This is a genomic window from Microbacterium sp. NPDC076911 (assembly GCF_040687125.1).
Classification (GTDB): Bacteria; Actinomycetota; Actinomycetes; order Actinomycetales; family Microbacteriaceae; genus Microbacterium.
The window spans coordinates 356,072-382,869 of record NZ_JBFBMP010000002.1; the positions used below are offsets into that span (position 1 = coordinate 356,072).

The following is a 26,798-nucleotide window of genomic DNA, read 5'->3' on the forward strand; positions in this document are numbered from 1 at the left end:
CCCGTGGCAATCTAGGCATATGAAAGCTTGGATCGTGCGCTTCGCGGCGCTGTATGTCTACAACGTCGCTGTGCTGCTGGTTATCGATCTGCTGACGCCCGCGAACGTGGGCTTCCACGTCTTCTGGGCTGCCGTCATCATGGTGTTAGCAGAACTTCTGGTGAAGCCGTTCGTGCTGAAGATGTTCGCCAAGTCGGCTGCCAAGTCTGCCGCTCAGCGCACGCGTGTGGCCGAGAGCTTTGTTCAAGGCTTGATCGTGCTCGCCGTGGCGGCGATCATATGGGTGATCGTCATGCTGCTGTCTCGTGTGAACGCGGGCGGCAGTTGGTTCTGGGCGTGGGTGCTCCCCCCGTTTCTCATCACCATTGGCTGGTGGATCTACTCGCGAGTGAACAAGAAGTTCGAGGCACAAGCCAGTGCCATCTACGATCGCGCGATGGGCCCAAAGCCGGGAGAAGCCGCCGCCAAGGCTTCTCCGGCAACCACGACTGTCGACACCGCTGCGGCGCACCAAGAACTTCACGACGGGCTCACTCCCGAGCAGCGCAAGATGCTCGACGATCTCGGAAAGGGCTGAAACGCCTAATGGGATGCCGCAACTCGCGCAGCATCCCATCAAAACCATCGGGCTAGTTGATTGACCGCTCCGCTGCTTCGACGACGTTGGTCATCAAAAGAGCCACTGTCATCGGCCCCACCCCACCCGGATTCGGCGAGAGGAAGCCGGCGACCTCGGCGACATCGGGGTGCACATCGCCGAAGACCTTTGACTTGCCGGTTTCGGGGTCAGCCTCTCGGGTGACACCAACATCGAGCACTGCCGCGCCATCCTTGACGTGCGCGGCCTGCACGATGTGCTTGACACCCGCCGCGGCGACGATGACGTCAGCCTGTTGCAGATGATGCGCCAGATTAGTCGTTCCCGTGTGCGTCAGCGTCACGGTGGCGTTGATCTCACGACGAGTCAGCAAGAGCCCGATCGAGCGACCGATCGTGACGCCACGGCCGACGACGACGACATGTTTGCCGTTGAGGTCATAGTCGTTGCGCAGCAACAGTTCGATCACGCCGCGAGGCGTGCACGGCAGCGGCGAGGTGATCGGCGAATTCACGTTCAGCACGAGCCGGCCCAGGTTAGTGGGATGCAGCCCGTCGGCATCCTTCGCCGGATCAATTCGCTCCAAGATCGCATCGGTGTCGATGTGACGAGGCAACGGCAACTGGACGATGTAGCCGTGACACTCAGGGTCGGCGTTGAGCTCGTCGATCAATCGCTCGACATCGGCCTGCGTAGCGTCTGCGGGCAGTTCGCGCTGGATCGAGTTCATCCCAATCGCTTCGGACTGGCGGTGCTTCATACCGACATACAGCTGAGATGCCGGATCAGCGCCCACCAGCACCGTCGCGATGCCCGGAATGACGCTCCGTGCTTTCAACGCCGCAACGCGCTCGCGAAGCTCTTCGTTGATCGCCGCGGCTGCTGCGCGCCCATCGAGTTTGAGTGCAGTCATGCCGGCGATGCCTTACTGCTCGAGGCCCGGGTAGAGCGGAAATGCTTCGGTCAGCGCGGCCACACGCGCGCGCAGCGCGGCGACGTCGGCACCCGGCAACAGTGCGAGCGCGATCACGTCGGCAACCTCGGCGAACTCCTCGTCGCCGAATCCGCGCGTTGCGAGCGCGGGCGTTCCAATGCGAAGGCCCGAGGTCACCATAGGTGGCCGTGGGTCGTTGGGCACCGCGTTGCGGTTCACGGTGATCTGGATCTCATGCAACAGGTCTTCGGCCTGTTTTCCATCGATTTCGGCGTCACGAAGGTCGACGAGCACGAGGTGCACCTCGGTACCGCCCGAACGAACAGCAATGCCAGCGTCTTTCACGTCTTGCTGTGACAGTCGCTCCGCGAGCAGGTGGGCTCCGCGCAGCACGCGCTCCTGGCGCTCTTTGAACTCTGGGGTTGCCGCAAGCTTGAACGCGGTCGCCTTAGCCGCAATCACGTGCATAAGCGGTCCACCCTGTTGCCCAGGGAACACAGCTGAGTTGATCTTCTTGGCGATGTCGGCGTCATTGGTGAGGATGAACCCGGAACGTGGGCCGCCGATGGTCTTGTGCACCGTCGACGAAACGACGTGCGCGTGAGGCACCGGGTTGGGGTGCAGTCCGGCGGCAACCAGCCCCGCGAAGTGCGCCATGTCTACCCAGAGCAATGCGCCGACCTCGTCGGCGATCTCACGGAACTTCGCGAAGTCGAGCTGGCGCGGGTACGCCGACCAGCCCGCGATGATGACCTTGGGCTTGTGCTCGACGGCGAGGCGACGAACCTCGTCCATGTCGATTTCGCTGGTCTCAGCGTCCACACCGTAAGCGACGATGTTGAACAGTCGGCCCGAGAAGTTGATCTTCATGCCGTGGGTGAGGTGGCCACCATGGTCAAGCGAGAGGCCGAGCAGCGTGTCGCCGGGGCGGGCAATGGCGTGAAGCACTGCCGCGTTGGCCGATGCACCGGAGTGCGGTTGCACGTTGGCGAACTCTGAACCGAATAGCGACTTCGCGCGCGCAATGGCGAGTTCTTCAGCGACGTCGACTTCTTCACAACCGCCGTAGTAGCGGCGGCCAGGATAGCCTTCGGCGTATTTGTTCGTCAGTACCGAGCCCTGCGACTGAAGCACTGACACGGGCACGAAATTCTCAGAGGCGATCATCTCGAGATATCCGCGCTGGCGGTTGAGTTCCTTTTCAAGAACTTCGGCGATCTCGGGGTCGACCTCAGAAAGAGGGGCGTTGAAATACTGATCGGTCATAGCGATCTCCTGACACGGCGGTTCGGATAGCGGAAGTCCACATCGGCCCAGGCGTACGGTCGAATGCCATTGTCAGCCGCTCCCCGGTGGGAACCCACCTGAACGCCAGTCGCGACTGTTCGAGCATAACGGATGCGCCCCACTCTCGCCTCGGGGTTTTCCCGCTGATAGGCTGGCGCTCTGCCTTTTGTTAGGACTCTTTACAACCAGAATGGAGTGACGATGTCGCTTCCCTCCGTTGTCCCCGCGCCTCGCAGCATCCACCTCGGCGACACTGACGCGATGTCGCTTGCTGCGCCCTCCGTCGGCGGTGACCCCGCCGCAGCGCGCATCGCGGCGGCCCTGCTCGCGACTCGCACCGGTCTGGATGTCGAGATCGTCTCGACCGACGCTGCGCTCATCACGATGAGTGTTGACGGCATTGGCGCGCCCGAGTCGTACCGGCTGGCTGTGACAAGCGGCAGAGCGGAGCTCATGGGCGCCGATGCCGCGGGCCTGTTCTATGGCATCCAGACTCTCGTTCAGTTGGTCACGCGCAACGGCGACACCTGGAGTGTTCCGGCCGTGTCCATTCAAGACGGGCCCCGCTTCGCATACCGCGGTGTGATGCTCGACGTCGCTCGCCACTTTCATGGCGTCGAGACGGTCAAGGCGTACATCGATCGGGCGGCCGGGCTCAAGTTCAACGCTCTTCACCTCCATCTCACCGACGACCAAGGCTGGAGAATCCAGTTGCGCTCGCGCCCTGAGCTGACCGCAATGGCCAGCAGCAGCTCGGTCGGCGGCCGCCCCGGCGGTTTCTTCACGAAAACCGACTACCGAGAAATCGTCGAGTACGCGGCCTCACGCCACATGATTGTCGTGCCTGAGATCGATGTGCCCGGACACACTCACGCCGTGGGGCTGGCCTACCCCGAACTCGTCGAAGAGCCTGTGCTGAGTGAGCACATCCGCGAAGTCGTTCGCGACTACGGTGGCTCGCTTCCAAAGAACGGCGCCCCATACGACGGCGTGGCGGTGGGGTTTTCGTCGCTCAAGATTCACGACGAGAAGACCTACGACTTTCTCGCCGATGTGTTCGGGGAACTCGCGGGCATGACGCCAGGGCCATACCTGCACCTCGGCGGCGACGAAGCGCTCGGTACTGAGCCAGCAGACTTCGCCGAGTTCGTAAGACGAGCGAGCGAGCTCATCGCTGACCTCGACAAGATTCCCGTCGCATGGCACGAAGCGGGCGCGGCTGCAGGCCTGCACGACAGCACGGTCGGTCAGTACTGGGGATTCGTGACGCCAACCGACGGCATGGATGACAAGGCGCGCGCGTTCGTTCGCAACGGTGCCCAACTGATCCTCTCTCCGGCCGACGCGATCTACCTCGATATGAAGCCAACTCCAGACGCCGCGCTCGGGCTCACATGGGCCAATGGCGCCACGAGCGTCGAGCGCTCTTACTCGTGGGAACCTTCAACAGTGATCGCTGGTATCACTGACGCAGACATTCTCGGCATTGAAGCACCGCTCTGGACCGAGACGGTGCGCGACCTCGATGCCATTGACACACTTGCTTTTCCGCGTATCGCGGCGGCGGCCGAAGCAGGGTGGTCTCCCGCCACCGGCCACAGCGAGCTGCGCACCTGGGATTCCTTCCGAACGCGTGTGGGCGCTCTGGGACCGATGTGGACGAAGCAGTGCATTCGGTTCTCCGAGTCCGACGAGATTGACTGGAGCCGCGAATGAGCACGCTGGTGCATTCGGTGCGCCTCGTCGACGACGGTGCTGACATCGACGTCGCCTGGGTGCTGTTCGATCGCGGCCAGGTCGCCGCACGAGGGGTCGGCGCTGATTACCCGTCTGCGCGCGAGGTGATCGATGGCTCAGGGTGCATCCTCGCACCCGGATTCATCGATGTTCACGGTCATGGTGGTGGCGGAGCGAGCTATGACGAAGGCGCCGAGGCAATCGCCACCGGGCGCGCTGTGCACCGCGCCCACGGCACGACTGCGGCCGTCATCTCGTTGGTGACCACATCGATCGACGATCTCGTCGCTCGCGTCGGCATTGTTGCTGATTTGGCCGAGCACGACTCCTCGATTCTCGGCTCGCACCTAGAGGGCCCGTTTCTCGATCCCGGTCACAAGGGCGCTCATACCCTCGAACTGTTGCGCGCACCCGACCCGGCATCGATCGAACGTCTCTTGCTGGCTGGCCGCGGAACCATCCGCCAAGTTACGCTTGCGCCAGAACTCGCCGGCTCGGACGCCGCGATCGCACAGTTCATCGCTGCGGGCGTTGCCGTTGCGATCGGGCACACCGATGCCGACCATGCCACGTCCCAACACGCATTCGATGCTGGCGCAACGGTGATGACTCATGCTTTCAATGCAATGCGCGGCATCCATCACCGGGCTCCTGGTCCCGTGGTCGCTGCTCTTCGCGACCCTCGCGTGACGCTTGAGGTCATCGCCGACGGCGTGCACGTTGATCTCGACCTGATCGCTGTCATCTTCGCAGCCGCACCGGGGCGAGTGGCGCTCGTGACCGATTCGATGGCGGCGACCGGGGTGGGTGATGGCCGCTACGACCTTGGCGGGCTTGACGTTGATGTGGCTGCGGGAGTTGCGCGGCTTGCGAGCAACGGGGCGATCGCTGGCTCAACCCTTACCCAAGACGATGCTCTCCGGCGAACCGTCGGTGCGGGCGTGCCCATCATCGAGGCAATCCGAGCCCTGACCAGTACCCCAGCACGTTGCATCGGCCGACCAGATCTCGGGCATCTCGCCGCGGGTGCGCGAGGCGACGCGGTTCTGCTTGACGGCGACTTGAATGTCGTTCGAGTCTGGGTCGCGGCACAAGATGTGAGCCGTTGACGTCGGAGCGGCCGCCGCATCCCCAATGCGACGGCCGCCGACCCCCCGGAGTGACAGTGATTTCAGTCCCTCCCCCGAGTTCCTGATCTCACCATTGGCTGTTCTCGTGTACCCCCGGGTATCGAACAACCTTCTCCTGACATATGAGACGACGTAATTGCCGATCTATTACGCGACTTTGAAAAAAGATTTTCGGCGTTCCCGTCGCTGCCCCACCTGGCGAAACTGAGCGTTGGCCGTAAGAATGGATAAGTTGCGTGATACGACGCCGTATTCACCGTCTCTTGGTCGAACAGACACAACGCAACTTCCCCCCACCGACCGGAGATATCAGTGCCCGAAGATGAAGTAGCAAAGACCCGCGCAACGGCTGCAATGGCCGACGCGGATCTCGTGTTGCGCGCTCGCTCGGGGGATAGTGACGCCTTTGGTGAACTCTGGCGACGCCACTATCGTTCTGGCATCACAGTTGCGCGCAACGTCTCACCGGGCACCGACGCTGATGACCTCGTGCAAGAGGCCTACACCCGCATCTACAAGTCGATTGTTGCGGGCGGCGGCCCTACCGGGTCGTTTCGTGCCTATCTTTTCACCAGCATCCGCAACACCGCCGCCGCGTGGGGCCGCTCGGATCGCGAGACCGCCCTCGACACTCTGGAACTCGTCGAAGACCCAGGGAGCACCGAACAAGCCACCGCAGATGCATTGGACCGTGGGCTCACCCATCGTGCGTTTCGCAGTCTGCCGTCCCGATGGCAGGAAGTGCTCTGGTATTCCGAGATCGAGCAGATGAAACCTGCAGAGATCGCTCCACTGCTCGGCATGAAGGCCACAGCAGTGGCGCAATTGACCTTCCGTGCGCGAGAAGGTCTTCGCGAGGCATGGATCCAAGCGCACCTGCAATCAGTCGCCGACGGGTCCGCGTGCCACTGGACAATCGAGCGCCTCGGCGCCTACGCCCGTAACAACGTCGGGGCCCGTGACCGATCAAAGGTCGACGATCACTTGGCGGAGTGCGCGCGGTGTGCGATTGTCGCAGGCGAAGCCCATGAGGTTGGCAACCGCCTCGCGCTGGTGCTGTTGCCGCTGACCGTCGGCGTCGCTGGCGCCGCGGGCTACCTGGCTTCGTTGCAGGGGGCCCCAGTCCCGGTGCTCGCTCTCGCAGCGATGCCTTCCTCGGTGATCGAAGGCGCAGTGAGCGTGGGAGCTCCGACGACGCTGGCCACAAGCGCGGCAACCTCCGCGAGTGCAGGAAGCTCCAGCGCGAGCGCGGCCTCTGGTGCGGCGGCAAGCGCGGGTGCGTTTTCGAGCGTCGGTGCGACGGTGGGTCTGGTGACTGCCGGGGTGGTCGTGGCGGCGGCCGCGATGACAGCCGCGATCGCGCTGCCACAGCTCGCCGATTCCACCAGCGCAGCGTCGTCGACAACCCAGCAAGAGCAACAAACTGCCGCCGAGTTGCCGTCGATCACACTTGCGGACGAAGACGACACGGATGCCGGCGCAACTGAGCCGCTCGATGAGCTGGCGCCGCCCGCGGCCCCTGTGCCGCCGGTCGAATCAGACGACGCAAACGCGCCAGACGCAACGCCCGAGACTGCACCTTCGGACAGCATTCGGGCTGCCGAAGCAGAGCCTGCGTCGCCCGAACCAGCGGCACCAGAAACTGCCGTTCCTGAACCCGTGACTCCCGGCACGCCGCCAGTGGTCACCCCATCTCCTTCGCCGGAGCCCACCCCAGAACCAACAGCCGAGCCCTCGCCCGAACCCACCCCGGAACCAACGCCTGAGCCCACGCCCGAACCCACGCCCGAGCCCACGCCCGAACCGACACCTGAACCCACACCGACCCCAGATCCGGGGACCGGCGAAGGCGAGTCGGCCCTCGCGGCAGGTGCACCTTCTCTCGGCACCGCCGCGGCAAGTTTTGCTGGCACTCGCCTCACCTTGCAGATTCCCGTCACGGGTGAACCGGATGCGACCGCGCGGGTCTCGTTCGGCGGTTCGAGTATCGGCGAGGTCGTGCTCGGCGCCGACGGGAGCGCCACCGTCACGATCAGACCAAGTCTCGCCCAGTTGCTTGCCAACTCGAGCGTCGCGGTGAGCTACATCGCTGGCGAAGAGGTGGGGGCGCCGAACTCGGTCCGCCTCGGCGACATCGTCAGTCTGCGAGACCTTATCGCTGCGATCCGTGCCTAGGCACAACAGTCTGAAACGCCCGCAGCAGCAGACAGGAGAACCTCCTAGACTGGAAATCATGCCTGAGTCCGTTGCCTCCGAGTCCGCCGAGCCCGCCGCGCAGCCCGCGCCGGGAACCCGCGCACCGCTCTCAGCGATCGACGTTGTGGCGTTTCTGGTCGAGCTCGCAGCCTTTGCAACGCTCGCTATCTGGGGCTTCGCTTCTTGGCCGTTCCCCTGGAACATCGTCGCTGGCATCGGCGCGCCCGCGCTCGCCATTGTCGTATGGGCGCTGTTTGTGTCACCTCGAGCCGTCTTTCTCGTACACCCATTCATCCGCGCGCTCGTCGAGATCCTTGTTTACGCCTCGGCAACTCTCGCCTGGTGGAGCATGGACTTCGCCTGGGTCGGCTTGGGCTTCGGGATCGTGGCCGTCACAATCGGGGTGTTGGCAGGACGGCGCCGCTTCGCATGAGCGCGACTGTCGTCACGCAGCTCATTGCCGCCCTTGGCGATGCTGTCGAGATCACTCAGGCAGCACGAGAGTCAGCGCGAGCCGACAAGTCGGGCCACGCAGCACGGGGACTCCCGCTCGCGGTCGTGCACGCACGCAGCGTTTCCGACGTTCAAGAGACGCTGCGCATCGCCTCGGCGACCGGCACTCCGGTCGTTACGCAGGGCGCACGTACCGGCCTCGCAGGCGGAGCGAACGCCGGCGAAGGCGAAATCGCGCTGTCTGTGCGCCACATGGATCGCATTGTCGAGGTGCGCCCCGATGACCTAGTCGCCGTCGTGGAACCCGGCATCCTCAACGCCGACCTCAATACGGCGCTCGCGGAATATGGCATGTGGTGGGCGCCGGATCCTGCAAGTCGAGCCATCTCAACTGTTGGCGGCAACATCGCAACCGGAGCGGGCGGACTGCTCTGTGCAAAGTACGGCGTCGTGCGAGATGCGGTGTTGGGCGTTGACGTGGTGCTCGCTGACGGACGCCTCCTTCGTCTTGGTCACCGCACTGTGAAAGGCGTCACGGGACTCGATCTGACATCGCTGATGATCGGTTCCGAGGGCACGCTCGGCGTCATCGTCGGCGCGACCCTGAAACTACGGCGCGCGATTCCTGGCGAGGTGTGCACTCTCGCCGCTACCTTCCCCGACGTGCGAGCTGCGGCCGTGGCATCAGCGGCCGTCACTGCTTCGGGAGTGCAGCCAGCCATCATGGAGCTGATGGATGCTGCCTCGCTCGCCGCGGTGCACGATCTGCTCGACCTCGGCACTCCCGCTCCCGGGGTGGCTCAGCTGACGATTCAAACCGACGGCGTAGCCGCCGTCGCCGATGCCGAAGCGATCGCCACCGTGTTGCGCGATGCGGGCGGCACCGTCGCAGTGTCACGCAATGCAGAGGAGGGCGAACGCCTGCTGGCCATCCGCCGTTCAATGCACCCCGCGATGGAGCAGCTGGGCACCACTCTGATTGAGGATGTATCGGTCCCGCGCAGCGCGATGCCCGCGATGTTCGACGAAATTGCGCGCATCGAACGCGAACGCGGTGTCGTGATACCTACCGTGGCTCACGCCGGAGATGGCAACCTACACCCGAACTTCATTTTCGACGCGAAACCGAATGATGCCGGGATCGTCGATGTGCCCGACTACATCTGGGAGGCCGCCGACGAGCTGTTCACCGCCGCGCTGAAGCTTGGTGGCACGCTCACCGGCGAGCACGGCATTGGCGTACTCAAGCGGCGGTGGCTTGCCGACGAGATTGGCGACGACCAGTGGGAACTCCAACGCCAGCTCACCCGAGTGTTTGACCCACAGGGCATCCTCAATCCCGGCAAAGTATTCGCGCCGTGACCTACGAGACCCCCCGCGCCGAACGCAGCGAGCCACAGCGGATTGTCCGCGTGAGCGCGATGGTCGTCAGCGACGAACAGGGGCGAGCTCTCGTCGTTCGCAAGGCTGGAGCATCCGTCTTTCAACAGCCCGGCGGAAAACCTGACCCCGGCGAGACGGCGCTTGAGACCGGGCTTCGCGAGCTGGAAGAAGAGACCGGAGTCGTCGTCGACCCGGTCAATGTAGAAGCGCTCGGCACTTTCACCGACACTGCTGCCAACGAACCGGGGCACTCGGTCATCGCTCAAGCATTCGCCGTAAAAGTGCACGGCGTCGAAGCCGTCGCCAGTGCCGAGATCGCCGAGCTGCGATGGGTTCGCGAGCACGAGGTTGCTGACACCCCGCTCGCTCCGCTGAGCCGCAACCAGCTGATTCGCTTTGCCTGGCGCTAGATCCCCTGCCAGACCGGCTTGTTCGCAAACGTGTACCGGTAGTAGTCCGCGTTCGAGAGGTCGGATGCAGCGGCTTCGTCAACCACCACAGTGACGTGTGGGTGCAGCTGTATGGCCGATCCGGGAACCGATGCGGTGAGCGCTCCTTCAACGGCTGCGGCTACAGCCTGCGCTTTGCCTTCACCGAAAGCGAGCAGCACGAGGTGCTTCGCGCGAAGAATCGTTCCGAGCCCCTGGGTGATGCAGTGTCGCGGCACTTCGTCGACTGAGTCAAAGAAACGTGAGTTGTCTTCACGCGTTTGTGCGGTCAGCGTCTTAACGCGAGTGGCCGAGGCAAACGACGAACCAGGCTCGTTGAAGCCGATGTGCCCGTCAGTTCCGATTCCGAGAATCTGAAGATCGACGCCCCCTGACGCCTCGATCGCACGTTCATAGTCTTCACCCGCATGCTCGATGCCTTCGGCGGAGCCATCGGGCGTGTGAATACGCGCCGGGTCTAGACCGAGAGGCTCGACGACCTCGCGGGTGATTACCGCACGGTAGCTCTCGGGATGTCCCGGAGCGATACCGACATACTCATCGAGGGCAAATCCGCGCACCTGCGACACGTCGATGCCATCCAGGCGCTCGGGCAAGGCTTCGTAGACGGGCAACGGCGTTGAGCCGGTGGCAAGCCCCAAGACCGTTTCGGGATTGGTTCGCACGAGGCGTGCAATCTCACGGGCGACGATCTCGCCGCCGGCAGCCTTGTTGTTGACGATGATGACCTCAGCCATGAGCGAGAACTCCTTCTGTGTTGCGTGCCTCACCGAGCAGAGCAGCACCGAGTGCTGCCGCGGGCGAACCCGCGGGCAATAGTGACACTCGCGCCGACAGCGAGAGCGATCGCATAAACGGCGAAGCTGTCGCGCTTGCGTCCAGATCTGCGGCGATATCGCGCATCAACCGCGCGCCGAGGTTGGTAACGCCGCCACCGATCACCACGGTGTCGACATCAACGGTCAGCACGAGCACCCGCACGGCTGCCGCGGCTCCCGCCGCGAGGCCGTTGCGAAGCTCGGCGGCGAGCAGGTCACCCGCGTCAGCGGCGTCAAAGACGTCGAGCACCGGAAATGCCGATACCCGGCCCCACCGCTCGGCGATCGAGCGGCCACCCGCCAGAGCTTCGATGCAGCCGCGCTGGCCGCATCGGCACAGCGGGCCGTTCGGATCGACCGAGATGTGACCTATCTCGCCGGCCGTGCCGTGACGACCCCGCATGAGTACGCCATCTTCCACGATTCCCGCGGCGATGCCGGTGCCCAAATTCAGGTAGCCCATGGTCCCCGTTGCCCCGTGCAGGGCATACCCGCCCAGCGACGCAGCCTTCACATCGTTCTCGACGTGCACCGGCACGCCGAGCGTAGGCGATACCGCAGCCGCCAAATCGAGTTCATCAACTCCGAGGTTGACCGCGTGCGTCACGCGTGTTGTGCCGGGGACGACCTGACCTGGAATACCGATACCGACCGAGCGAAACTCTGGCGATGCAGCATCCATCTGCTCGCGCAACGCCTGCACCGCCTCGAACACTGTCGCTACAACAGCGTCCGCGCCCCATCCGGTCGCGAGGCGCACTCGCGATACAACCGTGCCTGCATCATCAATTGCAACCGCATCGGTTTTCGTTCCACCGACGTCGAGCCCAACCCTCATTTGCCACCCTCCCCGCGGGAGGTGGCGAGTATTCGTGCGCGCATCAGCCTTTGACCGCTCCGGCAACGAGACCACCGGTCATGCGCCCCTGCACGAACAGGAAGAAGATGACAACGGGAATCGCGATCATTGTAGAACCCGCCATGATGGCGCCCCAGTCGACCTGGCCGCCGACGCTCGAGGACTGGAAAGCGTTCAACCATGTCGGCAGGGTGAGGTTGTACCCCTTCATGAGCAACAACGCCATCGTGAACTCGTTCCACGACTGAATGAAGGCGAAGATTCCGGTGGATACGAGGCCGGGGGCCAGCAGCGGAAAGGTGACTTTCCAAAACGCCTGCGATTTGGTGCACCCGTCAATCATGGCGGCCTCTTCGAGGTCTGCGGGCACGCCGGCAACAAAGCCGCGCAGCGTCCAGATCGTGAACGGAATAACCATCGCCACGTAGACAATGCCAAGACCGAGCATCGTGTTCATCAGCCGCCAGTCGTCGATCATGCCGTAGATCGTGAACATCATGGCCTCACCCGGAATCATCTGGATGATGAGCACCGAGACGATGAACCCCCGTCGGCCCTTGAAATGGAAGCGGGCGACCGCGATCGATGCAAGGAATGCGAACAGCAGGGTGACGATCAGCACGCCAGCGGTGACGGTGACCGATGTCATCAATGCGTGAGGAAAGTCGGTCTGACCGGGAGCTGCCTCGCGTGTCCACGCGGTGATGTAGTTGTTGACCGTCAGGTTGAAGGGAAGAAAACTCGGCGTGCGAGAGACAATCTCGTTGTTCGGCGTGAGCGACATGTTCACCATCCAGTAGATGGGGAACACCGACATCGCGAAGACAATCGTCGCAGCGATGTTGAGGCCGGTGCGGTACGCGATGCGCTTGCCCGACGGGCGACGAGCATCGATCGAGCGACGTTTGGGCGTCTTGGTGTTGCCTACTTCGCCGACGAGGTCATCGACCCCGATCGTGCCGAGCTGGGTGCCAGCGGTGACTTGAGTACTCACAGCTCTTCCTCCTTCAAGGTGGTGCGCACATAGCCCCATGAAAGGGTGAGCAGCAGAATGACCATCACGACACCGATGGCCGCGGTTGCGCCGAACTCGCCTACGCCCTGACGGAACAGGTATGTTCCGAGCACGTTGGTTTCTGCGGCAATGCCACCACGTGTCTGAAGCGCGTAGACCTGCGTGAAGATGCGCAGGTTCCAGATGATCTGCAACACCAGCACAACGGTCATGATGCTTCGGATGTAAGGGAATACGACGAGCCGGAATCGCTTGAAGCCGTTGGCTCCGTCGAGGGATGCTGCTTCGAGCACCTCACTGGGAACCTGCCCCAAGCCGGCGTACGTGGTGAAGGCGACGAAGGGAATTCCTTGCCACACGACGATGATCGTCAACACGAAGAAGAACGAGAGCGGGTTGAGCAGCCAGGAGTGGTTCGTCCAGTCGCTGGTGCCGGTGATTGTGTTGAGCGCCCAGTTGACGACGCCGTACTGCGTATCGAAGATCCAACCCCACACCACGGTTGCTGTCAGTGGCGGCATTGCCCATGCGAGCAGCAGACCGACCGACACCAGAATGCGCCAGCCACGGCTCAGTCGCGTCATCAGCACCGCCACCAGAGTTCCCATGACGACGATCAGTGCGGTCAAGACGACCATCAGCGCGAGGCTGCGCACCAGAACGGCGGGAAAGTCGCTCTTTGTGAACAAGTCGACGTAGTTCTCGAACCAGACGAAATTCGGCAGGGTGCCCTGCACCTTGTTCTTGACGGTGTAGTCGCTGAACGACTGGATCACCATCAGCACGGCAGGGTAGCCGACCATCACGCCAAGGATGATGAGTGACGGAGCAAGCAGGCTCCAGGCACCTCGTGCTTCGCGACGTGCGCGAAATTTCTCTCTCCCGCTCGCAGGCTTCGCACCGGGCTTCGCTGCGCGGACCGCTGTCTGAGTTTCACTCATGTTCGCCTCCTCTCTACAGATTTCTTCGGGCACGTCGAATCGTGCTCGATGGAATGTGTTGTCGGTTCCAGACCGCTCTCCAGGTCAAGCTCAGGCCACGCGTGATCGCGCTTCTGATCCTGGCCGAGGGATCGGTCCCGGACGCGGGTCCCCAGCCCGCAAGCCGGGGACCCTGTCACGAGACTGTCATGACGACTAGTCGTTGAGAATTGCCTCGATGGATGTGTCAAGCTCCGCCGCAATAGCCGCGACGTCGCCGCCCTGTGCGATCTTCACGAGCGCGTCGGGGATGAGCTGCGCAGCCTCGACCTCAGACCACTTGGGGCTTGCCGGGGTGCCCTTCGAGTTTGCGAGAGCCTCACCCTGCGCCTTTGCCGAAGCAGTGTCGGGCAGAGCTGAAGCAGCCGAAAGGAGTCCGGGCACCAGACCCTGAGCGGCCAGGAGTTCCTGGTAGCCCTCCGACAGCATGATGGCCAGAGCAGCCTTCGCCTTCTCAGGCGCATCGCTCTTGTACGCAACACCGAGGTTCGATCCACCCGCGAAGATCGGAGCGGTCTCACCAGCGGTCATGCCCGGAAGCGCGAATGCAGAAAGGTCGGAAGCGTAGGTGTCGGGGCAACCTTCGGAAACCTCTTCACCAGCAGCCTCGTCACCCCAGGGCCATGCGCCGGTGAGGTTGCCCTCAGCCCATGCAGGGCTCGAGAGGAATCCGACCTCACCCGCACAGAAGGCGATGTTTCCGAGACGCTCGTTGCCGTCAACCGGTGCAACCGAAGCGTTCTCGTAGACGTCCTGCAGCATCTCGAGGCCCGTAATGCTCTCGGGGCTCGAGAACTGTGCGTCCCAGACGTCGCCGTCTTGAACCGCGATCTCGCCACCATTCGCCCAGACGTAGGGAAGTGCGTTGTACCAGTCCTTGCCCGGCGCGAAGATGCCCGAAACGGTGTCTGTGGTGATTGCCGTGCCCTGGGCGACGTACTCGTCCAGTGTGGCGGGGAGGGTGTCGCCTACGATCTGGGGCGTGTAGAAGACGATGCGTCCACCGGCGTAGTAGGGCGCTGCGTACAGCGAGCCGTCGTAGGTGCCGGCGTCGACCAGACCCTGCACCATGTCTCCGAGTTCGCCCTCGATGTCGCTCAGGTCTGCAAACAGACCAGCGTCAGCGAAACCGAGCGCCTGAGTGTTGCCGACCTCGACAACATCCGGTGCGTCGTTCGACGACAACGCGGCGGTGTACGTGTCAGAAACATCTGCCCACGTCTTTTCTTCGATGTTGATGGTCCAGCCATCGTTCTCTTCAGCGAATGTGTCAACCAGGTAGTCACGAGCAGTCTGAGGCGTGTCGGTGCCGACCAGCCAGACCGTCACTTCGCCAGTCGACGGCTCTTCAGGGGCGGCAGCGGTGCCGCCGGAGCAACCGGCGAGAACGACGGCCGAAGCGCCTACGAGCGCAATGGCTCCGAGCTTCTTGTTCATGGGTGTGTTCCTTCGTTTCTTGGTGGATTCCGGGGGTCGGGTGACCCATCCGGGGGGGGATGTGGGGCCTCGTGCTATGACACCCCGAGTTGTCCAGACAGGACCATGACAGCAGCACCGCGCAGGACAATGTCCTGGCCCTGCTCCGTCATCCGCACACGCACGCCGTCATGGAACTGGGCGAGAGTTCGTGCACGGAGAGTCTCAACGGCTTGCTCTGCAAGCGGGCCGTCAAGAAGTTCAGGGGGGCCAGAGAGAACGATCTCTGACACATCGAGGGCACCGACGACGGGAGCGAGGGCAATGCCCAGCCGCTCCCCGGCATCGCGCAACACGCCCTCACGCGCGGCGTCGGTTTCCGCGGCGTCAAGCCGTGCGGTGAGGGCTGGGACTGATAGCCACGCTTCGAGGCAGCCGATCTTGCCGCACACGCAGGCCGGGCCACCGTCGGTGCCCACCGTGACGTGGCCGATCTCGCCTGCGGCGAAGTGCGCGCCACGCATGGGTTGCCCGCCTGAGAGCAGGCCCGAGCCCACACCGCGGCCGACTTTGACCAACAGCACGTCGGCCCCTGATCCGCCGAACGTGTACTCGGCGAGCACAGCGGCATTCGCGTCGTTCGCGACGAGAACCGAGAGGCCCAGAGCTTCCTGTAAAGAACCCTCCAGGTCGAATCCCACCCAGCCGAAGTTAGGGGCGGCAAGGATCACGCCACGGTCGTCGACGACTCCGGGCGTTCCTACGCCCACGCCGAGAACGGGAGCGTGTGAATCAGCGACAAGCGTACGAGCGAGTTCGATCACAGTGTCGACGACGGCGTCGGCAGACGGGAGCGCAACCTCGCTGCGAACGACAACGTCGCCGTCAAGCGTGAGGACAGCACCGATGATGACGTCGCTGCCGGAAAGATCGATACCGACAATTCGATGGCCCGCACGATCAAGATCAACCAGCATCGCCGGTTTGCCGGGCCCTGATGCCTCGCGCATGCCGATTTCGGCGACAAACCCGTCGGAGATCAACTCGGCGATGAGATCCGAAATGGTGACGCGAGTCAGGCCGGTCTCGCGTGACAGATCAGCGCGGCTCATTGCTCCCTGATGAAACAAGGTTTGTAGAAGCAGCGAGCGGTTGTGCCCCCGGGCGTGCTCTGGCAAGACCTTCGTTCCCTGGCGCAACGCGCGACCGGGAACGAAAGCGCGAGAACGTGCGCTGAGTGGATGCTGAGGCGAATCCAGAGTTGAACTGCCGTGCGCTTCGGTTGACATGTTTGTTAGTGAACCTTACGAACAAATGGAATGCAACCCCGAGTAGGGTTTTGTGTGGCGTGTTTACAAAACTGTTACATTCCCTACGGAGCCCATAAATCGTAGGGTTGAGGCATGCCTACGCACTCCCTCACCCGGCGCTTCACTGTGCTGGCGGTAGCCACAAGCATCGTGTTCGGTGCCGCCGCGTGCACTGGATCACCCGAAGCATCTGACTCGACAGTGTCCACCGACGGGAGTGACTCGACGAGCAACTGGGTCGACGCGCAGGGCGACGAAGGTCAGTCGACAGACGAAGCCTGCGCTCTGGTTCAAGACACGATCACCTCAGCAACCGACGATTTCGATGTCGCAAGCGAGGACGACCCGAGCGCTGTCGTCGACGCGATGCAGGCGGCCGCAGATCAGCTCGCCGAGCTCACCCCCGACGTGACCAACGACGAGGTGGCAGCGATCGTGCCTTCACTCGAGACGCTTTTCCGCCAGATCGGCGACTCCATGAACGACATTCTGAACGGCGACACCGAGAGTCTTGAAGAGCTCGACCAGCTCGGCGCCGACTATCAAGCCACAATCGCGCAGTTCCAAGCTCTCTGCACCCCCTGATCGGGGCGGTTTTTTTGCCCCGTCAAGTTCTCAGACGTTGCACGGGCTATTCACACGCATGCTTCCATTACCATAGGTACAAACGTCGCTGACTGTACGGGGGTGCCACGTGACGGATCTCGCAACCAAACCAGGTTCAGATGAGACCGCGCCAGGTGAAGATTCTGGCGCGCCCTCAACCGACGACACCCCGGTGTACGAATGGGCTCCGGCGGAGCCTAAGAAGAAGAAGCGCCGCGCAGGCTTGTGGATCGGCGTGGGTGCGACAGTTGCCACCGTCTCACTCGTCGCAACTTCTCTCGTGCTGATTGCCCCAGGCACCGCCGTGGCAGGCGTGCCCGTCGGCTTTCTCACCGTAGGCGCAGCAGCTGACGCGATTCAACAGCAACTGAGCGACACCACCGTCATTCTCACCGGCGAGGGCGGAGATGTAGTTGTCACTGGCGCCGATCTTGGCGCATCGGTCGACGCACGCGCTCTGGCCGATCAGGCATATGCCGAAAACCCACTGTGGAACGTCACCGCTTGGTACTCCGAATCGGCCGACGCGACCATCGTCGTCGACGAGGCCGCCGCGGCGTCGGCGTTGCGCGCGGTCCTTCCCGAACTCTACGTAGACCCGACGAACGCGACGATCGCATATGATGCCGATTCCAAAGCCTACGTAGCCACCCCCGCCGTCGATGGCACCGGCGTCGGCCCTGCCGCGGTGGTTGCTGCGCTTCAAGATGCTTTCCTCGCCGGTGAAACGAGCACCGAAATCGAAATCAGCGCGGCCCCCGTAAGCGCAGAGACGGCGACTGAGACCGCCGAGGCGACAGCAGAGACACTTAATGCAGTCCTGTCGCGTGCTGGTTTCTACATCGGCGACGAGCGCGTCGTGCCGTTCAGCCGAGCTGACACCGCCGAAATTCTGACCGTTGCACCCGTCCCCGGCGGCTTCGACATCAGCGCGAATGCCGATGCGATCCAAGCCGTCGTTGACACGCTGCCCGAGCAGATCAACCGCGACGCCGTCAACGCAGTCGTCATCACCGATTCAGGTGGTGGGGTCTTGCGTGAGATCACCGCTGGCGTCAGCGGACGCGAGTTGGGCGACACCTCGGGCATCGCGGCGGCCTTTGCCACTCAGCTCGCCGCAGGTGAAGCGGTCTTTGACCTCCCTGTCGAAACGACTGATTTCACGACGGCTGCCACCGAGCGTCGCATTGAAGTTGATCTCGGCGCGCAGACGACCTACCTTTTCGAGAACGATAGCGTCGTTAACTCGTGGCCCATCTCGTCTGGGCTCCCAGGTGAAACGGTCACGCAGACCGGCAGCTACCGCATCTTCGCTCACGTGCCGATTCAAGACATGGGCTGCTTCGACGGTGCCGAATACTGCACTGAAGACGTTCCGTGGGTGATGTACTTCAACGGAGACCAAGGCTTCCACGGCACGTACTGGCACAACAACTTCGGCACCCCGATGAGCCATGGTTGCGTGAACATGCCTGTCGACGTAGCCAAGTATGTATACGATTGGGCACCGACCGGCACCGAGGTGTGGGTACACGCCTAAGCACCGAACGTGGTGCTCGCACGGCAACGTTTGACACCCGTTCGCCGGGTAGAACAGGATCCGATGTTCATCCATCTCACGAACGCGCCCCGAAACTATGCCTGGGGATCTCTCGAGGCAATCGCCGAGTTTCGAGGAACAGCCCCCAGCGGCTCCCCCGAAGCCGAGCTGTGGTTCGGCACCCATCAGGGTTCCCCCACCGACGCAACTGCCACGCTCCCTCCCCTCGAGGAAGCACACGAGACGCTCGCAGAGTGGATAGATTCGACCCCGAGCTTGTTGGGCGATGAGCTGAGCGCGAAGCGCCGCGATCTGCCGATTCTGCTCAAGGTTCTCGCGGCTGCAAGTCCGCTTTCATTGCAGGTGCACCCGACCCCCGAACAGGCCAAGGCGGGGTTTGCCCGTGAAAATGAGCTGGGCATTGCACTGTCTGATCCTTCTCGCAATTACAAGGATCCCTACCCGAAGCCAGAAATCATCGTGGCCGTGAGCGAGCGGTTCGATGCGCTCTGTGGATTCCGGCCAGCAGTCGAAGTTGCGCAGATAGTCGACGCTCTGCGCGCGACGAACACGCCTGCTCTCGCCCCGTTGCTTGACCTTCTCAACGATCCGACCAATATCGCGGCAACACTGGATTGGCTCCTTGGCGGTTCCGCCGAGGTCACCGGGTGTGTCGCAGCGATCACCGACCTCGCATCCGCTCCGGGTGCTGCGCACTCCCCGATCGCCGACACCTTCACCACAGTTCGAGAGATCAGCGCGCACTATGCTGGCGACCCCGGCATCGTCGTCGCCATGCTGATGAATCGTGTTTGTCTGAAGCGCGGCGAAGGTCTTTACGCGCCCGCGGGGCTGCTGCACGCATATCTGTCAGGACTTGGTATTGAGCTGATGACCGCGAGCGACAACGTTGTGCGCGGGGGGCTCACGCCTAAACACATCGACACCGCAGAACTGCGAAGCTTGCTCTCGTTCGAGCAAGGACCGGCAGACCTGCTCGTGCCGGTCGAGACAGGACCAGTGACGGTCTATTCGCCACCCGCGCCGTTCTCGCTCGCACTCGTCTCGCCGAGCAACACCAGCGTTGACATCGCCCTTGAAGGCCCGTCGATCATTCTCGCCGACAGCGACGAGATCACCGTAGCTGACCCGTCTGGAGCAGCCGCCACTATCGGTCGCGGCGATGCCGCGTTCGTCTCAGGCGATGTAGACACCGTCAGCGTGACAGGCCCGGGCCGCGCCTGGGTGGCAGTCGCACACGCCTAGTTCACAAAGAAAAGCGGTGTGGATGCTGCTGCATCCGCACCGCTTTTGCTATCGCGAGTTCTACGCGAGGGCGTCAATCACCGAGTTGAACGTCGACGAGGGACGCATGACAGCGGTAACGAGATCGCTGTCGGGGCGGTAGTAGCCGCCGATCTCGGCGGGCGAGCCCTGCACGGCGATCAGTTCGGCCACGATCTTGTCTTCATCAGCGGCGAGCGCCTCGGCGACCGGCGCGAAGGCAGCCGCCAGGTCGGCATCGTCGGTCTGTGCAGCCAGTTCTTGCGCCCAGTAGAGGGCGAGGTAGAAGTGGCTGCCGCGGTTGTCGATGGTGCCCAGTGCTCGGCCCGGCGACTTGTCGTTCTCAAGGAACGTACCCGTCGCAGCGTCAAGCGTGTCAGCGAGAACCTTGGCACGACGGTTGTCGGTGAAGCTGGCGAGGTGCTCGAGTGAAGCGGCCAACGCGAAGAACTCGCCGAGCGAGTCCCAACGCAGGTAGTTCTGCTCGACCAGCTGCTGCACGTGCTTCGGGGCCGAACCACCGGCGCCGGTTTCAAAGAGACCGCCGCCTGCGAGCAGCGGAACGATCGAGAGCATCTTCGCGCTGGTGCCGACCTCAAGAATCGGGAACAGGTCGGTGAGGTAGTCACGCAACACGTTTCCGGTCACTGAGATGGTGTCTTCACCCTTGCGCAGGCGATCGAGCGTGTAAAGCGTCGCCTCGGCAGGAGCGAGAATCTTGATCTCGATGCCATCGGTGTCGAGCAGGGCGATGCCCTGGTGGACCTTGGCAATCAGCTGCGCGTCGTGTGCGCGGTTGACATCGAGCCAGAACACCGCGGGCACCCCCGACGCGTGAGCACGGGTAACGGCAAGCTTCACCCAGTCCATCACGGGAATGTGCTTCGTCTGCGTTGCACGCCAGATATCGCCGGTCGAAACGTCGTGCTCGAGAATGACGACGCCATCGCCATCGAGAACCTGAACGACTCCGGGGCTGGCAATTTCAAACGTCTTGTCGTGGCTGCCGTACTCTTCAGCCGCCTGCGCCATGAGCCCCACGTTGGGAACCGTGCCGATGGTGGCGGGGTCGAGTGGGCCGTGAGCAATCACGTCTTCGATGACAGCTTGATAGACGCCGGCATAGGAAGAGTCGGGGATGACCGCAAGGGTGTCGTCTTCGCCGCCATCCACTCCCCACATCTTGCCGCCATTGCGCACAAGAGCAGGCATCGATGCGTCAACGATCACGTCGGAAGGCACGTGGAGGTTCGTCGTCCCCTTATCAGAGTTGACGTACGCGAGACGAGGGCCGCTCGCGAGGCCTTCAGTGAAGGCCTCAGAGATAGCGTCACCGTTTTCGACAGCGGACAGCCCCGAGAGAATGGAGCCGAGTCCGTTGTTGGGGGTGAGGCCCGCCGCGGCGATCGCGTCACCGTACTGCTCGAAGATGTTCGCGAAGTACGCTTTCACGACATGACCGAAGATGATCGGGTCACTGACCTTCATCATCGTTGCCTTGAGGTGCACGGAGTAAAGCACGTCATCGCGCTGCGCGAGCTCAAGCGTCTCGGCCAGGAATGCGTCGAGCGCATCAGCCGAGAGGAACGTCGCGTCGATGATCTCGCGCGGCAGCACCTTGAGGTCGTTCTTCAGCACCGTGACCGTGCCGTCAGCGTCGACATGCTGAATGGTCAGAACGTCGTCGTGCGCGGCGATCCATGACTTCTCGTTGCTTTTGAAGTCACCAGCGTCCATCGTGGCAACGCGCGTCTTCGACCCCTCGGCGAACGGCTTATTGCGGTGCGGGTGCTTGCGCGCGTAGTTCTTGACCGATAGCGGCGCACGGCGGTCGCTGTTTCCCTCGCGAAGCACGGGGTTTACGGCCGACCCCTTGATGCGGTCGTAGCGAGCACGCACATCTTTGTCTTCGATCGAGGTTGCCTCGTCAGGGTAGTTGGGAACGTCGAAGCCCTGCGCCTGCAGCTCGGCAATCGTCGCTTTGAGCTGCGGGATGGATGCTGAGATGTTGGGCAACTTGATGATGTTCGCTTCGGGCACGGTGGCGAGGCCACCCAGCTCTGCGAGCGAGTCGCCTACCTGCTGCTCGGGCGAAAGTCGCTGCGGGAATGCTGCCAGAATGCGACCGGCGAGCGAGATGTCACGCGTTTCAACAGAAACGCCCGCCTGTCCCGCGAAGGCCTCAATAACAGGCAAAAACGAGGCGGTAGCTAAAGCTGGCGCCTCGTCGGTGTGGGTGTAGATAATGGTCGAGTCGTTCATGCGTGGCTCTCCGTTCACAAGTCAGCATCCAGCCTATCGCAGAGCGCAAAGTATCTCGACGTCAAGATATCTCCCCACATGAAGTTCGTATTAACCCCAGACGTTTTCCCTGCCGCAACTTGACGATCACGGGTACCGTGTAGATATGTCAGAACTTCGTCTGGTCGAGCTGTCCGCCTCCACTATCGTCGCGGTCAACAACCTGTCTCTCAAGCCGGGGCAGGAGCAGTTCCTTGCACCGGTCAGTTATGGCATCGCTGCCACGGTGGTCAATCCTCAGTCGACATGGCAACGTGTCGTGCTCTCCGGCGACGAGGTTGTCGGATTCGTCAGCGCGAACTTTGATGAAGAAGAGCCTGAGAAGCACTTTCGCTCTGTGCTGTGGCGTATCAACGTCGATGCCGACGACCAGCGTCAAGGTGTCGGAAGTTTCGCGGTCTCTTCGCTGCTCGATGAAGCGCGCCGTCGCGGCATGGACTGTGTTTATGTGATCTACGAAGCCGGCGAGGGTGGCCCCGCCGCGTTCTTCGAGAGAGTGGGGTTCACTCCCGTGGGTGAGACCGAGTACGGTGAGGTCATCGCAGAGATCCGCCTGTAAAAGGCTCGACGCACTCCGACCGGCGGCGGGGTCTCGGATTCCCCTCCCCCACCGAGACCTCGTCGCCCTCCGTCTAAACCAGGGTGTCTTGCCATGCAGCGTGCAGCTGAGCGAACTTCCCTTCGCCCGCGATCAGCGCGGCTGGGGTGTCATCTTCGATGATGCGGCCGTGCTCCATCACCAGCACGCGATCAGCGATCGCAACGGTCGACAGCCGGTGCGCGATGATGATCGCCGTGCGATCGGCGAGCAGCGTCTGCAGTGCGTCTTGAATCATCCGCTCGCTTGGCATGTCGAGTGACGCCGTGGCCTCATCGAGTATCAGCACCGCCGGGTCGGCAAGGAAGGCCCTCGCGAACGAAATCAGCTGTCGCTGACCGGCCGAAACACGGCCACCACGCTTGTTCACATCAGTGGCATAGCCGTCAGGCAACGCTTCGATGAACGTTTCGGCCCCCACAGCGCGAGCCGCGCGCTTGATCTCTTCGAGAGTCGCGTCGGGCTTACCGAACGCAATATTGTCGGCAACAGTACCGCTGAACAAGTAAGCCTCTTGCGTCACCATGACGATGGCGCGACGCAGATCCTTCGGGTGGAGCGATCGCAGATCGACCCCGTCCAGCGACACGGTTCCTCGAGTGGGGTCGTAGAACCTCGACACCAACTTCGCGAGCGTTGACTTGCCTGCACCCGTGGTGCCTACCAGAGCAATCGTCTGCCCCGCCGGTATGTCGAGGCTGAAGTCCGGAAGGATGACGCGGTCTTCGGCATAGCCGAACAGCACGTCGTTGAACTGCACGTGTCCGCGTGATTTCCACAGGTCAACCGGATCGGTCGGGTCGGGGACGGTGGGTTCTTCTTCGAGCACACCCGACACCTTTTCGAGTGCCGCCGTGGCCGATTGATACGAGTTCAGGAAGAACGCGACCTCTTGCAACGGAGCGAAGAAGTTACGCACGTAGAGCACTGCTGCCAGCAGCGTGCCGATGAGCAAACTGCCGTCAACGACCCTGATGCCGCCCCACAGTAGTACGAACGCGATGCTCACCGAAGCGACCGCCATCAACGCCGGCTCGAAGGTGCCGAACAGGCGAATCGAGCGGATGTTCACATCGCGGTAGGCGAGCGCAAGCCCACCGAACTTGTCGTCGTTGCGCTCTTCTTTGCGGAACGCCTTGACGGCGCGAATGCCCGTCATAGTCTCAACAAACTTCACGATCACTTGGGCACTGATCACTCGTGACTCGCGGTAGATGAGCTGCGAGCGAAGGTAGAACCAGCGCATTAAGAAGAACAGCGGCACGCCCATGAAGACAAGGATCAGCCCTGACTGCCAGTCGATGAGCAGCAACGCGACCAGGGTGAACCCGCCGAACAGCAGGCCAGACACCAACTCGTTCAAACCGCCGTCCAACAACTCGCGAATGGTGTCGAGATCGCTGGTTTGACGAGAGATGATTCGCCCAGACGTGTACGACTCATGAAACTCCAAACTGAGCCGCTGGGTGTGCAAGAAGATGCGCTTGCGCAGATCAAGCATGATCGCTTGGGTCAACCGTGCAGCGACCACGACGTACCAGCCGATCAGGCCCGCGCCGCCTATCGCCGTGAGCAGATACAGCGCGACGACACCGATGGTCGGCAACCAGTCCATACGATCGACGGCGGCCGGGAGCGCCGTGTTGATGCCGTAGGCAATCAACGCAGGTCCTGCCACGCGTAGCGCGGTCGATATGACCAGCACGGTTCCTGCAAGCCACAGCTGCGCACGAACTGGGGTGATTAGCGAACCGAGAAGGCGCAACGACCGTCTGCGAATGGACTTGCTCTCGTCGCGCGTGTAGTCGGAGCGGTCTTCACCGCTCGTGCCCGTGACTGTTGTGCTCACAGGTTCACCTCTGTTTCTTTCACCCGGGTCACTTCGTCTTCGAGACTTGAGATGACATGGCGATAGTGGGCGTTTTCGCGAAGCAGGTCAGAGTGGCGACCCACCGCGGTCACGCGGCCGTTTTCTAGCAGCGCGACACGGTCAGCGAGCATTACCGTCGAGGGCCGGTGTGCCACCACCAGGGCGGTCGTGTCGGCGAGTACAACGCGAAGCGCATCTTCGACGAGGGCCTCAGTGTCAACGTCAAGAGCTGACAGTGGGTCATCGAGCACGAGCACTGCCGGCCGCGCGGCGACAGCACGTGCCAGGGCGAGTCGCTGACGCTGCCCCCCTGACAAGCTCATGCCTTCTTCACCGATGATCGTGTCAACGCCATCGGGCAGATCATCGACAAAGTGTGCCTGGGCCACCTGCAGGGCTTCACGCAGCACCGCTTCCGCCTCGGGGCTGCCCGCCTCGAGGTCTTCGCGGCCGAGAAGCACGTTGTCCCGCACGCTCTGCGAGAAGAGCGTCGCGTCTTCGAATGCCATGCCCACATGGGTGCGCAGCTCTTTCAACGTGAGATCTCGCACGTCGACACCATCCACACTCACGCGCCCCGCCGTCACGTCGTAAAGCCGCGCGGGCAGGGTCGTGAGAGTCGTCTTTCCGCTACCGGTGAGGCCGACCAACGCCATGGTTTCGCCAGGATTGAGCACCAGATCGATACCGTCGAGCAGGTCACGCTCTGAGGGTGCAGCATCCTGATATCTGAAGTGGACGCCTTCGAATGAGAGTGCGCCTGTGGGGTTCTCAATCGAAACCGGAGACTTTGGGTCGACAATCGGATTCTCTTCGTCGAAGACCTCGAAGATGCGATCGGTCGCAGTGCGAGCGTCGAGCATGAATGAGAACAGGAACCCGATCGATTCCATCGGCCACCGCAGCACGGTCGCCATCGCGAAGAATGCGATGAGCTCGTCTACGCGCAGCTGGTCGATCGCGGTGAGATACACGCCGGCGCCAAGGCAGAGCGCAAAGGCGATGTCGGGCAGCAACACGAGCCAGAACCAGATGCGTCCCACCGCTCGTGCTTTATCAAGCTCGGTCTCGCGAAGAGTCTCGGCCTGGCGGGTGAACTTCTGCAGTGCGTGCGTGCCACGGCCGAAGGCCTTGAGCACGCGAATGCCATGAACGCTCTCTTCGACCGAGGTCGCCAAGTCGCCCGCTTGGTCTTGGCTCTGGCGAGCAAGCGTTCCGTATGACTTCTCGAATCGGTACCCCGCATACCAGAGAGGCGCAGAGGTGACGAGAAAGATGGCCCCCAATAGCCAGTGCCACCGGAATAGCAACAGCGAACCAACAGCGATAGTAAGCACGTTGACGACCAGCAGCACGAGACCGAAAGCGAGCCACCGGCGCAGCATGCTGATGTCTTGCATCATTCGGCTGAGTAGCTGCCCCGACTGCCACCGATCGTGGAAGGCAACGGGTAGGCGCTGCAGTCGCGCGTAGAAGGACTGCCGAAGCTCGTACTCGACCATCGTTGCCGGGCCGAGAATGAACCAGCGCCGCAGCCATACCATCAGCGCCTCGGCGAGACCGAGACCGAGCACTGCAGCAGAGCCCCATACGATCGCGGTCAGGTTGCCCGAAGCGATGGGGCCGCCCACGATCACCTCAAGAACGAGGGGAATGGTTAGGGCCAGCAGACTGGCCGCCAACGCACTAAGCGCACCAAGCGCGAGGCGCGGCAATACAGGTCGGGCGAAGGGCAGAAGTCTGCCCAGCGCTCTCGCAGTTGAGAGGTGGGGCGTGGGTGTTTCTGGGGTGGTAGCCATGATCCTTGTGGGAGCTGAGATGACGAATGTGGTGCATGATGGCCGAGGTTTCAGCCAGAGCGTGATAGCGCAACGGACGTTGCGGAAAGAAGAACGCTCAGTGGGCCGGCAGTTGCCGGGCGGTGAGTGCCGGATCGAGTGAGTAGCTACCGACGACGACGCGCTGTCAGCAGTCCGGGCACACCGAGGATGGCTGCGGTCTTCGCGAAAATTGCGACCTGGTTCATGACATCCT

At 62.6% G+C, this 26,798-nt stretch carries 22 protein-coding genes and 1 riboswitch; of the genes, 11 read left to right on the forward strand and 11 right to left on the reverse strand.

Annotated features, from left to right (window positions below):
- The first annotated feature begins 19 nt into the window (after positions 1-19).
- Positions 20-577, forward strand: coding sequence for a hypothetical protein (locus tag AB0O81_RS04095; RefSeq protein WP_363581501.1), 558 nt, complete (start codon positions 20-22; stop codon positions 575-577).
- Positions 578-629: 52 nt separating this feature from the next.
- Here the strand turns inward: AB0O81_RS04095 and AB0O81_RS04100 are convergent, their stop codons facing one another.
- Both AB0O81_RS04100 and glyA read right to left on the reverse strand, forming a co-directional pair.
- Positions 630-1,511 carry a bifunctional methylenetetrahydrofolate dehydrogenase/methenyltetrahydrofolate cyclohydrolase gene (locus tag AB0O81_RS04100; protein WP_363581503.1) on the reverse strand — a complete coding sequence of 294 codons (882 nt, stop codon included), beginning with the start codon at positions 1,509-1,511 and terminating at the stop codon, positions 630-632.
- A 12-nt stretch (positions 1,512-1,523) separates the two neighbouring features.
- On the reverse strand, positions 1,524-2,798 hold the full coding sequence (gene glyA / locus AB0O81_RS04105; RefSeq protein ID WP_363581505.1) for a serine hydroxymethyltransferase: 1,275 nt from the start codon (positions 2,796-2,798) through the stop codon (positions 1,524-1,526).
- Positions 2,799-2,836: 38 nt separating this feature from the next.
- Positions 2,837-2,921: riboswitch (ZMP/ZTP riboswitch) on the reverse strand.
- A gap of 99 nt (positions 2,922-3,020) precedes the next feature.
- Here glyA and AB0O81_RS04110 point away from each other — a divergent pair.
- The 6 genes from AB0O81_RS04110 to AB0O81_RS04135 all read left to right on the forward strand — a co-directional run bounded on the left by AB0O81_RS04110 (position 3,021) and on the right by AB0O81_RS04135 (position 10,128).
- Positions 3,021-4,535: a family 20 glycosylhydrolase gene (locus AB0O81_RS04110; protein ID WP_363581507.1), complete on the forward strand. Its 1,515-nt coding sequence runs from the start codon at positions 3,021-3,023 to the stop codon at positions 4,533-4,535.
- Complete coding sequence (gene nagA, locus AB0O81_RS04115; RefSeq protein ID WP_363581509.1) at positions 4,532-5,665, forward strand: N-acetylglucosamine-6-phosphate deacetylase; 1,134 nt, start codon at positions 4,532-4,534, stop codon at positions 5,663-5,665. Before AB0O81_RS04110 ends, nagA begins: the two co-directional genes overlap by 4 nt.
- Positions 5,666-5,998: 333 nt before the next feature.
- Positions 5,999-7,861, forward strand: coding sequence for a sigma-70 family RNA polymerase sigma factor (locus AB0O81_RS04120; RefSeq protein ID WP_363581511.1), 1,863 nt, complete (start codon positions 5,999-6,001; stop codon positions 7,859-7,861).
- 58 nt (positions 7,862-7,919) lie between these two features.
- Positions 7,920-8,315, forward strand: a complete 396-nt coding sequence (locus tag AB0O81_RS04125) for a YrdB family protein (protein WP_363581513.1) — start codon at positions 7,920-7,922, stop codon at positions 8,313-8,315.
- Entirely contained in the window at positions 8,312-9,697 is a 1,386-nt protein-coding gene (locus AB0O81_RS04130) for an FAD-linked oxidase C-terminal domain-containing protein (protein ID WP_363581515.1), read from the forward strand. The genes AB0O81_RS04125 and AB0O81_RS04130 overlap by 4 nt, the downstream gene beginning before the upstream one ends.
- Complete coding sequence (locus AB0O81_RS04135; protein ID WP_363581517.1) at positions 9,694-10,128, forward strand: NUDIX domain-containing protein; 435 nt, start codon at positions 9,694-9,696, stop codon at positions 10,126-10,128. Before AB0O81_RS04130 ends, AB0O81_RS04135 begins: the two co-directional genes overlap by 4 nt.
- On the opposite strand, the gene AB0O81_RS04140 is transcribed toward AB0O81_RS04135, so the two are convergent.
- From AB0O81_RS04140 to AB0O81_RS04165, 6 genes are all read right to left on the reverse strand, one after another.
- Entirely contained in the window at positions 10,125-10,904 is a 780-nt protein-coding gene (locus tag AB0O81_RS04140) for a glucosamine-6-phosphate deaminase (protein ID WP_363581519.1), read from the reverse strand. The genes AB0O81_RS04135 and AB0O81_RS04140 overlap by 4 nt on opposite strands.
- Complete coding sequence (locus AB0O81_RS04145; RefSeq protein WP_363581521.1) at positions 10,897-11,823, reverse strand: ROK family protein; 927 nt, start codon at positions 11,821-11,823, stop codon at positions 10,897-10,899. The genes AB0O81_RS04140 and AB0O81_RS04145 overlap by 8 nt, the downstream gene beginning before the upstream one ends.
- A gap of 43 nt (positions 11,824-11,866) precedes the next feature.
- Complete coding sequence (locus AB0O81_RS04150) at positions 11,867-12,838, reverse strand: carbohydrate ABC transporter permease (RefSeq protein ID WP_363581523.1); 972 nt, start codon at positions 12,836-12,838, stop codon at positions 11,867-11,869.
- The gene (locus AB0O81_RS04155; protein ID WP_363581525.1) at positions 12,835-13,800 is read right to left on the reverse strand and encodes a sugar ABC transporter permease; all 966 of its coding nucleotides are present in this window, start codon (positions 13,798-13,800) and stop codon (positions 12,835-12,837) included. Before AB0O81_RS04155 ends, AB0O81_RS04150 begins: the two co-directional genes overlap by 4 nt.
- Before the next feature lie 195 nt (positions 13,801-13,995).
- Positions 13,996-15,276: an extracellular solute-binding protein gene (locus AB0O81_RS04160; protein WP_363581527.1), complete on the reverse strand. Its 1,281-nt coding sequence runs from the start codon at positions 15,274-15,276 to the stop codon at positions 13,996-13,998.
- A 74-nt stretch (positions 15,277-15,350) separates the two neighbouring features.
- Positions 15,351-16,454 (reverse strand): ROK family transcriptional regulator, encoded by a 1,104-nt coding sequence (locus AB0O81_RS04165; protein WP_363581785.1) that lies wholly within the window; start codon positions 16,452-16,454, stop codon positions 15,351-15,353.
- A gap of 204 nt (positions 16,455-16,658) precedes the next feature.
- On the opposite strand from AB0O81_RS04165, the gene AB0O81_RS04170 reads away from it, so the two are divergent.
- The 3 genes from AB0O81_RS04170 (at position 16,659) to manA (ending at position 19,977) form a co-directional block, all read left to right on the forward strand.
- Entirely contained in the window at positions 16,659-17,150 is a 492-nt protein-coding gene (locus AB0O81_RS04170) for a hypothetical protein (RefSeq protein ID WP_363581529.1), read from the forward strand.
- 109 nt (positions 17,151-17,259) lie between these two features.
- Entirely contained in the window at positions 17,260-18,711 is a 1,452-nt protein-coding gene (locus tag AB0O81_RS04175; protein WP_363581531.1) for a L,D-transpeptidase, read from the forward strand.
- Positions 18,712-18,774: 63 nt separating this feature from the next.
- Positions 18,775-19,977 carry a mannose-6-phosphate isomerase, class I gene (gene manA / locus AB0O81_RS04180; protein WP_363581533.1) on the forward strand — a complete coding sequence of 401 codons (1,203 nt, stop codon included), beginning with the start codon at positions 18,775-18,777 and terminating at the stop codon, positions 19,975-19,977.
- Positions 19,978-20,037: 60 nt separating this feature from the next.
- On the opposite strand, the gene AB0O81_RS04185 is transcribed toward manA, so the two are convergent.
- Positions 20,038-22,257 (reverse strand): NADP-dependent isocitrate dehydrogenase, encoded by a 2,220-nt coding sequence (locus AB0O81_RS04185; RefSeq protein ID WP_363581535.1) that lies wholly within the window; start codon positions 22,255-22,257, stop codon positions 20,038-20,040.
- A gap of 145 nt (positions 22,258-22,402) precedes the next feature.
- Here AB0O81_RS04185 and AB0O81_RS04190 point away from each other — a divergent pair, with 145 nt between their 5' ends.
- The gene (locus AB0O81_RS04190) at positions 22,403-22,855 is read left to right on the forward strand and encodes a GNAT family N-acetyltransferase (protein ID WP_363581537.1); all 453 of its coding nucleotides are present in this window, start codon (positions 22,403-22,405) and stop codon (positions 22,853-22,855) included.
- 73 nt (positions 22,856-22,928) lie between these two features.
- Here AB0O81_RS04190 and AB0O81_RS04195 read toward each other — a convergent pair whose 3' ends face one another.
- Both AB0O81_RS04195 and AB0O81_RS04200 read right to left on the reverse strand, forming a co-directional pair.
- Complete coding sequence (locus tag AB0O81_RS04195; protein ID WP_363581539.1) at positions 22,929-24,743, reverse strand: ABC transporter ATP-binding protein; 1,815 nt, start codon at positions 24,741-24,743, stop codon at positions 22,929-22,931.
- The gene (locus AB0O81_RS04200; RefSeq protein ID WP_363581541.1) at positions 24,740-26,563 is read right to left on the reverse strand and encodes an ABC transporter ATP-binding protein; all 1,824 of its coding nucleotides are present in this window, start codon (positions 26,561-26,563) and stop codon (positions 24,740-24,742) included. Before AB0O81_RS04200 ends, AB0O81_RS04195 begins: the two co-directional genes overlap by 4 nt.
- Positions 26,564-26,798 lie beyond the last annotated feature (235 nt).

Bases quoted from the DNA above. Each gene is read 5' to 3' on its own strand.
- AB0O81_RS04095 (WP_363581501.1), top strand. From the start codon at position 20: ATGAAAGCTTGGATCGTGCGCTTCGCGGCGCTGTATGTCTACAACGTC.
- AB0O81_RS04130 (WP_363581515.1), top strand. From the start codon at position 8,312: ATGAGCGCGACTGTCGTCACGCAGCTCATTGCCGCCCTTGGCGATGCT.
- AB0O81_RS04160 (WP_363581527.1), bottom strand. From the start codon at position 15,276: ATGAACAAGAAGCTCGGAGCCATTGCGCTCGTAGGCGCTTCGGCCGTC.
- AB0O81_RS04155 (WP_363581525.1), bottom strand. From the start codon at position 13,800: ATGAGTGAAACTCAGACAGCGGTCCGCGCAGCGAAGCCCGGTGCGAAG.
- AB0O81_RS04145 (WP_363581521.1), bottom strand. From the start codon at position 11,823: ATGAGGGTTGGGCTCGACGTCGGTGGAACGAAAACCGATGCGGTTGCA.
- AB0O81_RS04125 (WP_363581513.1), top strand. From the start codon at position 7,920: ATGCCTGAGTCCGTTGCCTCCGAGTCCGCCGAGCCCGCCGCGCAGCCC.
- AB0O81_RS04190 (WP_363581537.1), top strand. From the start codon at position 22,403: ATGTCAGAACTTCGTCTGGTCGAGCTGTCCGCCTCCACTATCGTCGCG.
- AB0O81_RS04110 (WP_363581507.1), top strand. From the start codon at position 3,021: ATGTCGCTTCCCTCCGTTGTCCCCGCGCCTCGCAGCATCCACCTCGGC.
- AB0O81_RS04170 (WP_363581529.1), top strand. From the start codon at position 16,659: ATGCCTACGCACTCCCTCACCCGGCGCTTCACTGTGCTGGCGGTAGCC.
- AB0O81_RS04185 (WP_363581535.1), bottom strand. From the start codon at position 22,257: ATGAACGACTCGACCATTATCTACACCCACACCGACGAGGCGCCAGCT.
- AB0O81_RS04100 (WP_363581503.1), bottom strand. From the start codon at position 1,511: ATGACTGCACTCAAACTCGATGGGCGCGCAGCAGCCGCGGCGATCAAC.
- AB0O81_RS04200 (WP_363581541.1), bottom strand. From the start codon at position 26,563: ATGGCTACCACCCCAGAAACACCCACGCCCCACCTCTCAACTGCGAGA.
- manA (WP_363581533.1), top strand. From the start codon at position 18,775: ATGTTCATCCATCTCACGAACGCGCCCCGAAACTATGCCTGGGGATCT.
- nagA (WP_363581509.1), top strand. From the start codon at position 4,532: ATGAGCACGCTGGTGCATTCGGTGCGCCTCGTCGACGACGGTGCTGAC.
- AB0O81_RS04140 (WP_363581519.1), bottom strand. From the start codon at position 10,904: ATGGCTGAGGTCATCATCGTCAACAACAAGGCTGCCGGCGGCGAGATC.
- glyA (WP_363581505.1), bottom strand. From the start codon at position 2,798: ATGACCGATCAGTATTTCAACGCCCCTCTTTCTGAGGTCGACCCCGAG.